The sequence below is a fragment of the Paenibacillus sp. Soil787 genome, assembly GCF_001429545.1.
Classification (GTDB): domain Bacteria; phylum Bacillota; class Bacilli; order Paenibacillales; family NBRC-103111; genus Paenibacillus_E.
Window position 1 is genome coordinate 70,720 of sequence record NZ_LMSP01000004.1, and the last position, 15,802, is coordinate 86,521.

The 15,802-nt window shown below is 47.0% G+C and carries 8 protein-coding genes; 1 reads left to right on the forward strand and 7 read right to left on the reverse strand.

Annotated elements, in window-relative coordinates:
• Nucleotides 1–32 precede the first annotated feature (32 nt).
• From ASG93_RS07540 to ASG93_RS07560, 5 genes are all read right to left on the reverse strand, one after another.
• Nucleotides 33–1,721 carry an extracellular solute-binding protein gene (locus tag ASG93_RS07540; protein ID WP_056830463.1) on the reverse strand — a complete coding sequence of 563 codons (1,689 nt, stop codon included), beginning with the start codon at nt 1,719–1,721 and terminating at the stop codon, nt 33–35.
• Nucleotides 1,722–1,837: 116 nt separating this feature from the next.
• Nucleotides 1,838–3,292, reverse strand: a complete 1,455-nt coding sequence (locus ASG93_RS07545; RefSeq protein WP_056830465.1) for a response regulator — start codon at nt 3,290–3,292, stop codon at nt 1,838–1,840.
• The gene (locus ASG93_RS07550) at nt 3,285–5,042 is read right to left on the reverse strand and encodes a sensor histidine kinase (RefSeq protein WP_056830468.1); all 1,758 of its coding nucleotides are present in this window, start codon (nt 5,040–5,042) and stop codon (nt 3,285–3,287) included. The genes ASG93_RS07545 and ASG93_RS07550 overlap by 8 nt, the downstream gene beginning before the upstream one ends.
• Before the next feature lie 308 nt (nt 5,043–5,350).
• On the reverse strand, nt 5,351–7,165 hold the full coding sequence (locus ASG93_RS07555; RefSeq protein ID WP_056830470.1) for a family 43 glycosylhydrolase: 1,815 nt from the start codon (nt 7,163–7,165) through the stop codon (nt 5,351–5,353).
• A gap of 466 nt (nt 7,166–7,631) precedes the next feature.
• Complete coding sequence (locus ASG93_RS07560) at nt 7,632–8,480, reverse strand: helix-turn-helix transcriptional regulator (protein WP_056830472.1); 849 nt, start codon at nt 8,478–8,480, stop codon at nt 7,632–7,634.
• A 241-nt stretch (nt 8,481–8,721) separates the two neighbouring features.
• Between ASG93_RS07560 and ASG93_RS07565 the strand changes: the two genes are divergently transcribed.
• The gene (locus ASG93_RS07565) at nt 8,722–11,007 is read left to right on the forward strand and encodes a beta-L-arabinofuranosidase domain-containing protein (protein WP_056830474.1); all 2,286 of its coding nucleotides are present in this window, start codon (nt 8,722–8,724) and stop codon (nt 11,005–11,007) included.
• Nucleotides 11,008–11,150: 143 nt separating this feature from the next.
• Here ASG93_RS07565 and ASG93_RS07570 read toward each other — a convergent pair whose 3' ends face one another.
• Both ASG93_RS07570 and ASG93_RS07575 read right to left on the reverse strand, forming a co-directional pair.
• Nucleotides 11,151–12,749, reverse strand: a complete 1,599-nt coding sequence (locus ASG93_RS07570) for a cellulase family glycosylhydrolase (RefSeq protein ID WP_156410837.1) — start codon at nt 12,747–12,749, stop codon at nt 11,151–11,153.
• A gap of 481 nt (nt 12,750–13,230) precedes the next feature.
• Nucleotides 13,231–15,600 (reverse strand): glycosyl hydrolase family 95 catalytic domain-containing protein, encoded by a 2,370-nt coding sequence (locus ASG93_RS07575; RefSeq protein ID WP_056830476.1) that lies wholly within the window; start codon nt 15,598–15,600, stop codon nt 13,231–13,233.
• Between the last annotated feature and the right edge of the window lie 202 nt (nt 15,601–15,802).

A 15,802-nucleotide genomic window follows, 5' to 3' on the forward strand; every position in this document is an offset into this window, starting at 1 on the left:
CTTTGGCACTCATCATCGTTCAAATCATCATATTATGAATTAGTGCCTTTCACAGTAACGCCCATTTCTTTCGACTTCTTCTGAAGCTCTACGTCTTTGCCCGCATCAAGCTCAGGAACTTTCAATTCCTTCAGCTTGGCGATAAACTCGTCATAGAACTGGTTGAACGATGCCTGATCCTTCGCCAATATAATCTTGGAAATCTGGGACAGCATGTATTGCTCTTCTTGCGTTTTAATCGTTACATTCTTGCCTCCGGGGGTCAGGAATTCGCCCGGCAATGTCAGTACGGAGCCCTCGTATGTGACCACTTCCTTCGCTCTCCCGTAAGCGGTAGTCGCCTCCATTTGAGCCAATCCGTCGGGACCTTCCCTTTTGGTAGGAGCCGGATCCATATGATCAAAATAACTCATATTGGCGAATTGCCAAAATATGTCTACTCCTGTTTTGGTGCTGTCCTTGACGTCTTGAATGCCTTTATCCGTTTTCACAATAAGACCTTTGTCATTTTTCGTGTAATGAACGCCTTCAATGCCATAGTGCGCGAGCGTCATCCCTTCAGGACTGGTCATAAAGTCGAGCCATTTCGCCAAGTGTTCCGGCTCCTTGGCCGTTTTGGAAATAAAGGTTTGCATCCAGCCTGCGCCCGGTTCGGAATAGTGAGCGAACACCGGCTTTGTGCCTTGGTTCGACAGGATCACGCCGGGAGAAACCCAGAAATCCAGCTTTTCAAAATGGCCGTTGCCCGCATTCCCGATGAAGCAGAACACACGTCCGGCCAGGAGGTTGGCCTCAAAAGCCGCATCATCCATGGTCATCTGGCCCGGATCGAAATAGCCGCCTTGAGCTGTCTTAAACAAAAACTCAAACGCATGCTTGGTTTCCGGAGCAAACAGAATATCTCTGTATTTCCCGTCTTTGTCAATCGGCATGGCGCCAAAAGTTCTCTCAAGGAATTGGAGCGTCTGGCCCTGATAGCCTTTGCCGCTCAGCTGCAGCGGAATGACAGACTGGCCGTTAACAGCCAGGTTCATGTCCTTAACCTTTTTGAGCGCCGTGAGCAAGCCATCCTCGGTTTTCAGATCGTCAAGCGAAAGGCCTGCCTGCTTCAGAATATTCGTGTTGATATAAATACCTTTGTTATCCCCATATTTCGCCTTATCTGCAAAGTAAGAGCTTGATGCAGGGAATTGCTTCTTGAGATCGTCACTGGCCATATGGCTCGGAATGGCATACCAGTCGCCATCTCGTTTGACCAGCTGCTTCTTGATATCGGCAGGAAAATCCTTGAGCAAATGCGACTGCGGATCGTATTTCTGAAGGAATTCATCCAATTTCCAAACCTTGCCCGACTTAGTAAGCTTTTGGGACATATCCGGACCTACAGTTGTAATGACGTCCGGGAATTCCGACGATGAAACCATCAGCAGACTCAATTTCGTGTCGCCGTCCTGCGCCGGAATGTTATAGCTGAAGGTGAGCCCGGTCTTTTTCGTAATTTGGCCATTAACCGTTCCAGAATCCGTACTCCATTGAGGCGGGTTCCAGCCTCCTGCTGTGACAAACCAGTTAACATTAACCGGTGCCGCTCCCGTCTCGGTTTTGGCCGCTTTCGTCGGTTCGGCGCTGCTTCCGCTTCCCGATTTGTTGGCGCTGCAGCCCGTTAGCGCAACGGTCCCGGCCAACGTCAGTATTGTAAACACTTTCAAATTCAATTTCATAATAGTCGATCACCCCTATTTCATATATGTTGGTTGATACATCTTCATCATAGCCTGCTATCACGCTCTATCATATGTTTGTAGTTTTTTATTTTGGTGTTGATTTCAGATAGCGTTTACATTTTGCGATATTTGCTTGGCGTGATACCGTAATGCTTTTTGAACAATTTGTTGAAATGAAAATAATCCTTATACCCCACACGCTCTACGATCTCATGTACGGATAGCGAAGAGCCGTTCAATAGTTCTTTTGCCAGGCCCAACCTCTTGTTAGTTACATAATCCGTATATGTTATTCCCGTTTCCTTCTTAATAAGGGTGCTTAAATAACCGAGACTGATATTAAATTGCTTGGACAAATCGCCGAGTAAAATATCCTCCGTAAAGCTGGCATCGATATGATCGATAATCTTCTTCGCCGTCTCGTTGGAAATCAGCAACTCTTCGCCGGCTTGTTGCTCGAAGATGGCCTTGATCCTTTCGAATAGTTGCTCGATCGAGCTATAATAGCGGACGATTTGGTAGTAGTTCAAATATTCGATTTCGTTAATTGCATCGCTGCTGCTGTAATATTTATAAACGAGCGAGACGATTTGATTGTAGATCGTGGATATTTGGTCGATCAGCATGTGCCGAGACTTGCATTCCTCGCAAAGCTCGTCCAGTCCTTTATTAATTTGCTCCTGCTTTTGTTCTTTAATGGCTACTTCGATATGAAGTATCGTTTTCGTCTGCGCTGCGGCAAGGTCAGCCGCTTTATATTCGATCATCTGTTGACCTTGTTGGGTGAAAGAACTGAACAGAGCAATATCTGATTCCTGATAGAGCTTGGCAACGGGAGTAGAGAAAACTCCTATACTGCTTATCCCAATACACTGGGTATCGGAAAGGTTTACCGAGATGAAGTCCAATAAACAGATCGGGTTTTTGAATTCATCATAATTTAATAGAAAGGAGATTTTATTTTGACCTGTACGAAAGCGGATATACTTTATCCCGTCATTAGCAATAATCCCATCTTCGGCATCGGATAACGTAGAGTGCGGATATAAATAACTAATGAAACGGTAATGGGGATATTCGAAATCTATTCCTTTATTCGCCAAAAAATTGCTGATTTTTATTGTGTTATCGGATTCAAATAATTCGAATAAATCATCCAAGAACAAATCCAGTCCTTTGTACGCTTTTTGTTTCTCCGCCAACACGCTTTTTAACCGCAATAGAGTATCGATGAGTTTGTCCTTGTCGACCTGCTTCAACAAATAATCAAAGGCGCCGAACCGTACCGCTTTTTGCGCATACTCAAACTCCGCATAGCCGCTAGCCAGAATGACATTAGTACCCAACTGCTTCTGGTTGATTTGCTCTAACAGCTCAATCCCGTTTAATCCCGGCATTCGAATATCGGATATCACGACATCAGGTTTTTTTTCTAAAATCGTCTCCAGCGCTGTTAACCCGTTATACGCCTCCCCGATCACGGTATAGCCCAAGCTCTCCCAATCAATTAACGCTTTTATCCCGTATGCGACCCACGGCTCATCGTCAACAATCAATACACTATACATGATTACTATCCTCCAGTTGTTCTGAATGGTTCTGTACAGGGAAGGTGATACAAATCGTTGTACCCACTTGTAATTTACTCTGGATGGTCATCTCAGCCTCATCACCGTAAAATAGCTTGATTCTCCTATAAATATTGGATAACCCAATTCCTAGTTTAGCACCTTTCTCCGAATGGCTAGGCGATGTATCCAATTGCCGCAGGCTTTTTAAAAGTTCCTCAAGCTGCTGATCTTCCATCCCGTATCCGTTATCTCGGATTTCGTATTTAATCTGGTTCTGCGCAGTCTTTTGCACCGTAATTAGAACGATGCCGTTGTCGATTTTTTTCTCCAATCCATGAAAAACAGCATTTTCCACAATCGGTTGAAGCAGCATTTTAAGCGTTTTCACTTCTAATAATTCCTCATCCGCCTCAATTGCCACTTGCATTCTTCCCATAAATCGAAACTCGATGATTTTCGCATATTCTTTCACATGCGAGATTTCATCCCGGATGGTTACGAAATCGTTCCCTTTGACTGAGTATCTGAACATGTTAGACAAGGATGTCGATATATCGGCAATTTCCTGGACTTTGTAATAAAAGGCTATGGCGCGTATACATTCCAGTGTGTTGTATAAAAAATGGGGGTTAATCTGATTGCGAAATGCGGATATTTCCATCTGCTTTTTGGCGATTTCGATTTCGTACTTTTGTTTTTGCGTAAGCTGGATTTCTTTACTGAGGGTATCGATTTCGTCCAGCATTTTATTCAAATTAACGGCGAGCACGCCAATTTCATTATGGTATATCACGTTGAAACGGCTTTCCCGTCCTGTTTTCGGATAAGTCTTCATAAAGTCCATGATAGCCTTTATCGGTTTTAAAATGCGGTTGGAAAAGATAACTAAGAATAAAAAGAGCATGCAGAACACGATCACATACGTCGCTATATTCAATCTTTTGACGATATCCAATTCCTGCAGGAGCTCATTTTTCGGTATGACGCTGATCAGCCTCCATCCGGTCTGAGGCATCGTGATCGTCTGAACGATATACCGTTTATCATTCTTCCAATCCTCTAAACGGAATGCGTCGAAATTGGGGGAATTTCCTTCGTTCGCCATGATTTTGTTGTTCTGATCGAGCAGCAAAAGGCGGGAATGTTTTGTTATTTTCCCTCCTTCCAATATTTTGTTGAAATTTTTAACATCCATAACAAAAACACTGGTCCCCCTGTATTCTCTGACAAGAGTACTTTTAAGATTATAAATGGGCACGGTTAAGGAGTAGTAGGTGCTTGTATCGTTTGTATCCGGATTTGTCAATAACCCGGAATATTTAGTCGTTTCGACCGGAATCTGAACGGATTCGCCGGTTCCCGCTCCGATACTAGCGATCATCGTCCCCTCCCTGTCGAAAAGCTGGATGCCTCTAATATTTTCTTTTAGAGTCATGGTGTTGCTGAACACCGAAATGATTTCATTGTTCATCAGGATCATCGATAAGGGATCATTCGAACTCATGAAAGTTTGAACCGTCGGACTGTAAAGAAGAGATGTCGAAATGCCCTCCATGTCCGAATAAAAGCTCATCGTTTTTTCTTCAACTTGAAGTAAAATTTTGCTGACGGAATCCGTGACCTTCTTCTCAATAATACGCTCTGCGATTGTGTTCGAAATGACGAAGGAAATCAGCAGAATGATCAGCATCATCAAAATCAAAAAAAGGATTTGCCTGGTAAGACTAAGCTTGCGAAAACGGTCCATGATTTTCATTTCCTCTCGTATTCTTTTACCACTCGGCAACCACTTTTCTTCTCTCTATTCCCCAAATGCAAGTCCTCTTCCTGCTTCAGTAATTTCAATTATACCAAATGCTTACCACGGCATTATCGTTTAAAAAAAATTAAACCAGCGCAAACGACAAAAAAATCCCCGATTTACGGGGATTCTATATGCAACCGGCAGGCCTCTCTTTCCAGTTGTACCAAGTTTAGTTACGCCAAAGGCCCACGCACTTCGCATGGGCCTTCTCCGAAAATTAACAATGGTCACTAATTTACACAGCATCCCCTCTACAGTTTCACCTGCTGCATCAACCCGTCTTCTCCGAAGGTAAGGGGATCTATGCAGACTTCTCGGTGATAGCCTTTCCCTTGTGTAAACCGGGTCAGTGGCGTGACGAACCGGTGATAAGCAATCCAATACTTATCAGTGCCGGGCTCCTGCAGAATCGAATGATGAGCGGTGCCGAGCATGTCCTTGTCCTTGTTTTTGAGAAGTACTGGGTAGCGGTAAGTTACTGGACCGTAAAGATGCTCCGCCGTGCCATAGTTCACGTGATAATCCTCGCTGCCGGTGTCGTCACAGGACCACGTGAAGTGATACTGCCCACCGCGCCTCAGAACAGTGACCGCCTCCCGGAAGTCGCGCAGTCCGGCAAGATTCTTCATCGTATCCTCAATGATGCTTACCATATCATCGCCGAGCTGGACAATTGCAGGGTGTGCATTTCCAAACAGCAGGTAAGCCGTACCGTCATCCTGGGTAAAGACGGATGGGTCAATGGTCTGCCCCATGGCGATATCAAGACGCTTCGTCTGTTCCATGGTAATAAGCGGCTGCGGCTGCGCGCGAAACGGTCCTGCCGGCGTCTCGGCAACCGCAACACCTATGGCGCTCTCTCCGCTTTCCATTTTGCCGCAGAAATAATAGTAATATTTACCGTTTTTGCTGGCAATGGCCGGGGCCCATGCGCTGCCGACAGCCCAGGGTACATCTTCCGTCGCAAGATCCAAAATCACGCCTTCGTCTTTCCAAATCCGCATGTCAGCCGAAGAAAACGCATGAAATTGCGTGCCCGACCAGCCCGTGAAGCCATCGGTTGTGGGATAAAGGTAATAACGGTCACCGAACTTCACAAGATCCGGGTCAGCGAATTGCCCAGGCAGCACCTGATGGCCGTCGCCAAACGCCGCCAGAAGGCGGCTGCATTCATCAGCGGTAATAGGGAGGACTCCGCCATGGCGTTTCTTAGTTTTCCCCAAATCGAACGACCCTTCCGGCAGAATCCGGAATTCTCCGCTTTCAAGGTCGGAGGTCAGCAAGGGGAGGTAACCCTTTCCTTCCGCAAAGCGATCCACAATAAGGCACCACTCCTCGCGGTCGTTCAGCTTGTAAATTTGCGGGCCTTCCACACCTAACAATTCCTCCAAAGCCGGAGCGGACAGATTGGTAAAGGAGTCTTTTTCCAGTGATGTGCCTTTTTCGACCCGGATATTCTTAGTCGTTTCATCCTTGGAATAACGGTAGTAGGTACCATTATGGGCAATGATCGTGGTGTCTATGATGTGGTTATCCCGTTCAATATACTTTTCAGTCGCTGTAAAGCTGCGGAAATCCCTTGTACGGGCACTATAGATTTTTTGTTTCCGCTCTATTTCCTGCGGCTCCTGCGTCGCGGATGCCCAGAACACCAGGAATTCGTCTGCGGCTTCGTCATAAATGGCCTCTGGCGCCCAGACGCAGCCGGCGCCCGGTACGCCAAGCGTGACTGCCCATGGTGAAGACCAGTGCACCAGATCGGCGGATTCCCATACGATAATGTCGCGGCTTCCGGCATTCGCCGCAGTATCCCAGCCCTTTCCGTTTGCAATGCGGAGATCCGTGGCAATTAGATAAAACTTGTCCTCCTTGGGCGAGCGAACGATAAACGGATCCCTCACGCCCTTTTCCCCCAATTCTGAATGCAGGACCGGTAAGCCCCTGTTCAGGTCTTTCCAATGCAGGCCGTCCTCACTGTAGGAGAAATAGACCTGCTCGCCATCAGGCTGTTCCCCGATAAAATGCACCAAAAGATAACCTGAATATTTGAAATTATGTACTGTCAAAATAAAGTCCTCCCCTTATGGATTTTTCGATTCCGAATGCTAAATTATAGGTGCCCGCCCATGGCGGAATAATAGATTATTATAGTGAAAAACTAAAAACTAATCTATCGTTTTTTTTGCACTTACCTGCGGTCAAAGGCAAAGTAATGAAATGACCATCTTTATCTTCAATGGAACCAATCCAAACAGAATAACGCAGCTTCCTACGCCGAGGCTTGTAGGACAAGGGATTCCTTGACTCAGCCAAAAAATTTGTCCTTCTAAATAACCATTACCTGCATCCATTTTGTGCCATTGTTGATTCATGCTCCACACGCCATATGTCCATTGATCAACTGCAGCACCACCAACAGCAGCGGATCAATCACTTACTTCCAATGGCTTACCGCAAACCTCCTAGTATTATCGAATTTTTTGACATTGTGAACACAAAGAAACGAAGATTTTATTAATAAAATGTCATTCATTATTTATAATAAAGTAATCGGTTTACGAAAGCATTCCGGTAATCCGTTGGAGTCAAGCTTGTTATTTTCTTGAAGGATTTGGTAAATGAATGACTGTCTGGAAAACCTAGCTGCATAGAAATCTCATTAATCTTTTGATTGGTATCCGTCAGCAGAAATTTAGCCGCCTCCATTTTTTCTTGCATGATGAATTGCTTTAATGAAACACCCGCCATAGAGGAAAATAAGCTGGAGAGATGTTTGGCGTTATAACCAAAATGTTTAGCAAGGTGTGTAACTCTTATATTCTCTTGCCGGTTCCATTTGATGTAGTCCACAATATCATTATAAAGCTGCTGTTTTAGCAGTTTCTTAGATTGGTTTGGGACCACAAACATCTGGTTGTAAATCTCGCACAAAATACTGGTGGTCAAGTAATTGTTTAAGGTCTGTTCCCTGTAGCTGCGAATGGAATCCTGCAATTGCTTCAGCATCACAATGAGCTTTTCGGGACTGCGCAGCGTACCCGTTTGGGGAAGGACGATAACTCCCGGTTCGTAGACATGCTCGTGAACGGCATCATGAAACGTTTCATGCCCGTATGTTGAGAAATGTAACCAGTAAAAGCTGCAATCGGACTCTTGGTAGCCATATTGCCACGTACGGGGAGGCATGATCAAGAACTCCCCTTCCCTAAGGGCGAAGCGCTCTGTGCCGCATGAGATGTACATCGTTCCGCGGGTTTGAATGAATAACTCGTAATTCATCAATACTCGGTTCATGTGCTTCCACTCGGGAGTCGGCGATACAAATTTTCCTGTCATATCCATGACCACCGGTACATCCACACGGAATTGATACAATACCATATTACTGACCCCTGCCCTTTCAGACTTTTTCCCACTTGGCTTAAGAACAGAATAGCAGAAATATAGAGTTATTTCCATGTCCTATGAGGCTGTTGAAATTGATCATAGTAAAGCCGGCGCGATGAAACCCTTCCTTTTTGACACATAATCCAACCTTATGTTATTTACCCTATCGGCAGAAGACGCTAAGCTTGATATAGTCTCCATCGGAGAACGTTACTATTTAACGGAGGGATTTGGTATGAAGGAAGCTGCGCCGAGTATGTGGGCTTTGAAGGATATTGGCATGAACCGGGTAGAGTTGACCGGAGCCTATCATGTGAATGCATTCGAGAAGGAAATGGCTTATTTGGCGAGCTATGATGCGGATCGTCTGCTGGTTGGTTTCCGTGAAGTGGCAGGTCTGCCGGCCAAGGCCCGAATCTATCCCGGATGGGAAAATACGGAGATCAGAGGCCACACTTTAGGCCACTATCTTACCGCCTGTGCACAGGCTTATTCGCAGAATCAAAGCGTAGAGCTGCTTGCAAAGCTGGAGTATATCGTGACTGAATTGGCCGTCTGTCAGCTGGAAAGCGGATACTTGTCGGCGTTTCCGGAGACGCTATTCGAGAATGTGGAGAATAGGAAGCCAGCCTGGGTTCCATGGTATACGATGCACAAGATCATCGCCGGTCTAATCGATGTCTACGAATGGACACGAAACCAAACGGCCTATGACGTTGTCAATAAACTGGGGGATTGGGTAGCGCACCGCACCTCCAAATGGTCCAAGGAATTGCAGGCTACCGTACTGGCTGTGGAATATGGCGGCATGAACGATTGCCTCTACGACCTGTTCAAATTGACGGGGAATAAACGCCACTTGGAATCGGCCCATCAGTTTGATGAGCTTAGCTTGTTTGAGGCAATCTGGGAAGGCAAAGACATATTAAAAGGCAAACATGCCAACACAATGATTCCCAAGTTCATAGGAGCCTTGAATCGCTATCTGACATTAGGAGAAAGCGAAGTGTTTTACCGGGAGGCTGCCGCAAGATTCTGGGATATGGTGGTATATCACCACAGCTATATCACAGGCGGAAACAGCGAATCCGAGCATTTTGGCGAGCCTGATCTTATGGATGCCAAACGCAACGATGTCACTTGCGAAACCTGCAACAGCTACAATATGTTGAAGCTGACGAGAGAACTTTTCAAGCTAACGCAGGATGTCAAATACGCCGATTTCTATGAAACTACCTATGTGAACGCCATTCTGTCTTCCCAGAATCCGGATACCGGGATGACGATGTATTTCCAGCCGATGGCAACAGGTTATTTTAAGATTTACAGCTCGCCGTTCGAGCATTTTTGGTGCTGTACCGGCACGGGCATGGAAAGCTTCACGAAATTGAACGACAGCATCTATTTCCAACTGGATCAGCGGTTGTACGTGAATCAATATGTCAGCAGCCAGCTGGATTGGTCGGAACAGAAGGTGAAGATTATACAAACCACCGACCTTCCGTTCACCGATACGGTTCATCTGTCCGTTGAAACGACCGATCAGCAGGAGCAGCGTTTGTCCATTTATCTGCGTGTGCCTTATTGGGCTGCAGGTGAAATGGCGGTTGCTGTGAATGGCAAAGCCGTTCAACCGCAGGTAAGTAATGGTTATGCTTTAATCGAACGGGTCTGGAAGAACGGCGACACCGTTCATGTCCAAATCCCGATGAAAGCCGCTTACTCCTCCTTACCGGATGCGCCGCATGTGGTCGGGTTTAAGTACGGTCCAGTTGTACTAAGCGCCGCATTGGGCAAAGACGATATGGTCGAATCCAGGACAGGCATTATCGTAAGTATTCCGACCAAGCGAATGCTTGTGAAAGATTTTATCACCCCTCAAGGTATGAGTGTCCATGAGTGGTTAGGCGGATTCGATCAGCATTTCGTTCGCAAGAACGGCGAATTAGCCTTTGTGCTCCGAAATACGGATGAGGACGATCATCTGGTCTTTACGCCTCACTATAAGCAGCATAATGAAAGATACGGGATCTATTGGAAATTGGTTGAGGCCGGTTCGGATGATTTACGGGAGCATCTGGAGAAGAGCCATAAGGAGCAGCTCCTCAGAGAGACTACTATCGACAGTGTACAGGTAGGCAATGACCAATATGAGCTGGAGCATCAGGTCAAGGGCGGGCTTACCCATGCAGGTACTTGGGAGGGCTTGAACGGCAGAAGAGCGGAACCTGACGGATGGTTCAGTTATGAATTGAAAGTATCGGCCGGACAAAAGAACGGTCTGTCGGTCACCTTCTTATATGGGTACAAAGACATCAGTTTGGAGATCTGGATTGATGGGAAACTGTTGATAACCGAAACCTCACCGAATGAGAGAATTCGGGGATTTTATGAGAAAATAATTGAAATCCCCGCGGATTTGATTGCATCAGATCAAGAATCGGTTGTGGTCAAGTTTGTACCCATTGGAGGTTTGAACGGTATTTATGGCATTCTTAGATCCATAAAGCTTAGTTCATAAACCCTCTGCGTTTATTCAGTCGTCAACGCTTACCATCGTGATTAAAGAAATGGATGGAGCGGTTTAACCTCGTCGGAACCCACTGCATCCGACATTGAGGTACCCCTCCATCAATTTTCTGACAATCTTGTTCTTCCTTACAATTAGGGATTAACAAACTGCCATTGCAGGTTGGTACTGGTGTCACTGCTCCACTGCTTCAAGTCGGAACCGTTTGCCGTACTGCCGCCGCCATCCAAATACAGACCGGTAGAAGCATTCTTTATCCTGTAATTGCTTCCGTAGGGTTCCAATACCCACTGCTGGTTCCAACTGGTGCTGTTTCTCCACTGTCCGCAAATGGAGCCTATTGCGGTACGGCCCATACCGTCAAGATACAAACCTGTCGTAACATTTTTGATTTTGTAATAGCTTCCATAGAATTCCATTATCCATCGTTGGTTATTGCTGGTGCCGGCGCTCCATTGGCCTGCATTCGAGCCGTCTGCGGTGCGGCCCATGCCGTCAATATATAAGCCTGTGGCAACGTTCTTCATTTTATGAGTGTTCATAACGCTCATGATCGCATCAATAATTCCCTGCTGAGTTATCGCATAGGTAGACCTGTTAAACAATCCAAAACCATAAGATCCATTCCATCCATTATCCCAAATAATCGGTACCGAACCGTATTTCCTGGCTGTTGTGCTTACTGCTTTGGCAAATGCCGCACGATACGTATTATTCGTTGAATCAAAGGCTGTTTTATCTATGGAACCGAATTCACCGATGACTACAGGATATCCTTGTGTTGCGAATTTATCATACGTGGACTTCAGTTGCGAATCCAAATAATCTTCCTGCCCCCAGGTTGATTTTTTAGAAGGGTTGGTCGCCGTCGCTCCATATTGGGTGATGGTGCCGGATTCCTCCCCACAGAAGTCCCAGGGCGAGTAATAATGAACGGAAATCATGATTCTCTTTTCGGAACTCGGAATGGCAGAAGATCGATAATTGTCCGTAGGAAGCGCAAAGCCGTAATTACCTACAGTATAATCAATGCTCGTGTTCCAGCCGGGAATCAGAAGCCATCTTGCGCTATTGTTTCCTCCGGTTTGTCTTACGGTATCGACGAAGATCTGATTATAAGCGTTAAGATTTGAATAGTATGTGGGGTTTGGTGTGCCATAAGTGCCATCAAATTCTTCGTTCATGGATTCAAAGATCAAATGCTCATCATAATTGACAAACGTATTAGCAATCTGCTGCCAGACTTTTTGATATTTGGCCCTAATCGTTGTTTGATCGTTTGAATTGACTAGCAGCCAAGAACCGGTGACTGAATTGTAACCGTCTCCATGAATGTTGGTGATGACATACAAACCCTCGTTGTAGGCATAGTCCACGACTGCTTTCACTCTGTTCAGCCATGCAGAATCAATCGTATAATTCGGTGCACTCCCTATCTTATTCAAATACGAAACAGGGATACGGATTGTTTTAAATCCTGCTGCTTTTACCCTTTGAATGAACGCCTGCGTGACATTAGGAATGCTTTCGCTGGGTGTACCGTTGGAACTGAGTTCAAGCTGGTTTCCCAAATTCCAGCCCGCACCCATTTCAAAAACAATTTGTGACGCATTCAATTGCGTGAAATCGGCTGTTTCTGCAGATGCTGACGGAATCCAACTGGGTATAACAGTTGCAAATACCAATACCATGGCTAACAAAAAGACCCTGAATCTCTTAACTATTGACAACATGCACAATCCCTCCGTCTCACATTTCTCTTCAATTTTAAATGAGTTCAACTGAAGAACTTCGATCCGATAATGACTTTATGAATTCCCCCCTTCCATTAATATAGTCTCATGGAATTTCTTCCTGAAGACTGGAGTAAGAATAGCTACGATGCAATTTAATTATATGATAATAAATGAATAAGAAATCACCCCATAAATTGTTACAAAAATCATATAAAAATCTCGAAAGGGCTTTCAAAAAGAACCCCGAGCCCACATAGAGATCAACCATCCGAAGGCCAGGGAATATTCTCCGGTCTTTAGACCTCTTCGGAAATTGTTGTGCTTCTTCAAATACAAATAGGGGCTTCCCAAGAGAGAGCCCCGTTAAAGAACTTGTTTTTACACCTTTTAGAAATGCCGCGGGTTTGCATTGCCTACGCTGGCCGCCTTCTGCTCCGATGGCATGGACAGGGTCGGCTTGCAAACCCGGGTCCAAACGTTACATATATGAAGGCTTAACCGTATAAATAAATCCGGGCTCCGTATCGAAAGCGATCGTCCCGTATGCGTTGCTTTCGAATTGGGCGGTTCTGCCGTCCGCTTCCACCTTCAGCGGAACCGATGCCGCAACACGGCAAGGACCGCCGAGAGTCGAACGAATCTCTGCTTTTACGAGCGCATTGTTCTCCCAGGCAAGATCAATCTCAAAGCCCCCTCTTGCTCGAAGTCCTTTGACTGAGCCGGTTTCCCATGCATGGGGAAGAGCAGGCAGCAGACGGATGGCGCCGGTATGAGACTGCATCAGCATTTCGGCTACGCCGGCTGTAAAGCCGAAATTTCCGTCGATCTGAAACGGCGGATGCGCGCCAAACAAGTTCGGATAGACGCCGCCGCCTGTGACGCTGCCCCTATCTGTGTGAACGAGATTCAGCACGTTCCCGATCAGCTGCAAGGTGCGGTTTCCGTCGCCGAATCGTGCCCACAGGCTGATTTTCCATGCGAGGCTCCAGCCGGTGCCGATATCGCTGCGCCGTTCGAGCGAGCGCTGCGCCGCTTCGAACAGCTCCGGCGTTGCCTCCGCGGTCAACTGACAGCCGGGGTAAACGCCGAACAGATGCGACACATGGCGATGCTGCACATCCTGATCCTCGAAATCAAGAAACCATTCCTGAAGCTGACCGTATTTGCCGATCTGATACGGAAGCAGCCTGGACCTAGCCTCCGCCAGCTCCTCCCGGAAGCTATCGTCCATTCCAAGTATCTCCGTCGCCTGGATGCAGTTCGTGAACAAGTCCCAGATCAGCGCATGATCCATCGTCGCCCCTTTGCTGACGGCAGCCATTTGGCCGTTCGGCAATACAAAGTTATGTTCGGGGGAGGTGGATGGCGATGTGGCCAACCGACCGTCCGGTTCCTCCTGCAGCCAATCCAGGCAGAAGAGAGCCGCTTCCTTCATGATCGGATAGGCGTTGTCACGAAGGAACGACGTATCTCCACCGAATGCATAATGCTCCCACAGATGCTGGCTTAGCCAAGGACCGGCCATGAACCAGCTCGCCCAAACGGGGTCCCCGTTACCGAAGTCTCCTACCGGCGCGGAATGGCACCAGATATCGCTGTTGTGATGCGCGACCCAGCCGCGGGCGCCATAATTGATGCGCGCGGTTTCCGCCCCCGATTTGGCCAAATTGCCGATGAAATCAAGCAGCGGCCCATGGCATTCGGCCAAGTTGCACGTCTCCGCGAGCCAATAATTCATTTCCGCGTTTATATTTAACGTATAATTGCTGCTCCAGGGCGGCCGTGTTTCCTTATTCCAAATTCCCTGTAAATTCGCCGCCTGCGTACCAGGCCGGGAACTCGCGATCAGCAGGTACCTGCCGAATTGAAACAGGAGTTCCACCAGTTTCTTGTCCTTCACTCCGTATTCGGCAACGCGTATGTCTGTCGGGACGTCGCCCGGAATGTAGGATGGCCCCAAATCAAGGGTAACGCGATCGTATAAAACGCGATAATCGGCAATGTGAGAGGCATAAAGCTTTGAATAAGTCTTATTAAGAGCCGCGTTCAAGTGTCTCTCTGCGATTTGGGAAGGGTCGACACCCTCCGCTGCCGGATTACGGTCAAAACCATGAAAGCTCGTTGCTGCGCTAAAAATAATGGTCGCGGTTGTAGCTGATTCGACATGCAGTCCGTCATGATCGGCATAAGCGCGGCCATCTTCGGTCTGAATAGCAAGCCTTCCATCGAAGCGTGTGCCGGATTCGCCGTAGCGAATCGGATTGTTGGTCTGATAGTAATTCGGGTCGACATGGACCGGAGCCCTGCCTCTCATCACGATGTGTTCGCCCTCGGTACCGGTTTGATGCCGGAGCGGACTCCATAGCTTGGCCGTAAAGTTCAACATGCCGGGACGGTCCGCCTCGATCCGCATAACAAGAGTTTGATCCGGGAAGGAAATGAAACAGGTTCGGGTGTATGTGACTTCGCCGATCCTATACCGAACCGATGCTGCCGCCGTCTCCAGATCCAGCAAACGTTCGTACTGTGTGGCATTATCGCCATGATAAAAGTGTAAGGTCAAATCCCCAAAAGGCATATATGATTGCGCATAAGGACCCATCGCTTTTTTGCAAAGAGCGTCCGCTTCCTCATAATTCCCTTCGTTAATTAGACGGCGAATTTCAGGAAGCACCTTCCGGGCGTTCGGGTTCGTCCCGTCCTTCGGTTCCCCCGACCATAACGTATCCTCATTCAGCTGCAACCGTTCGGTCTCGATCCCCCCGAATACCATCGCTCCGATACGGCCGTTTCCTAACGGAAGCGCCTCTGTCCAACAGGATGCAGGTTTCGTGTAATTCAGTTTCAAATGATTCGCTCCTCTTCACAAAAAAGTTGCCGCTAACTCCTTCCATACAGAGCCTGAAGCGGTACATACTTCAATTTATTCTCCACCGTACTTCCTCATAGAGTTCTAGCAAGATATCGCGGGGCTCCTCCATCAATGTGTTAAGGAAAAAAGCCTCAAAGAGCCTTTATCTTCTGACTCCGCCATGCAATCTTCATTTTAA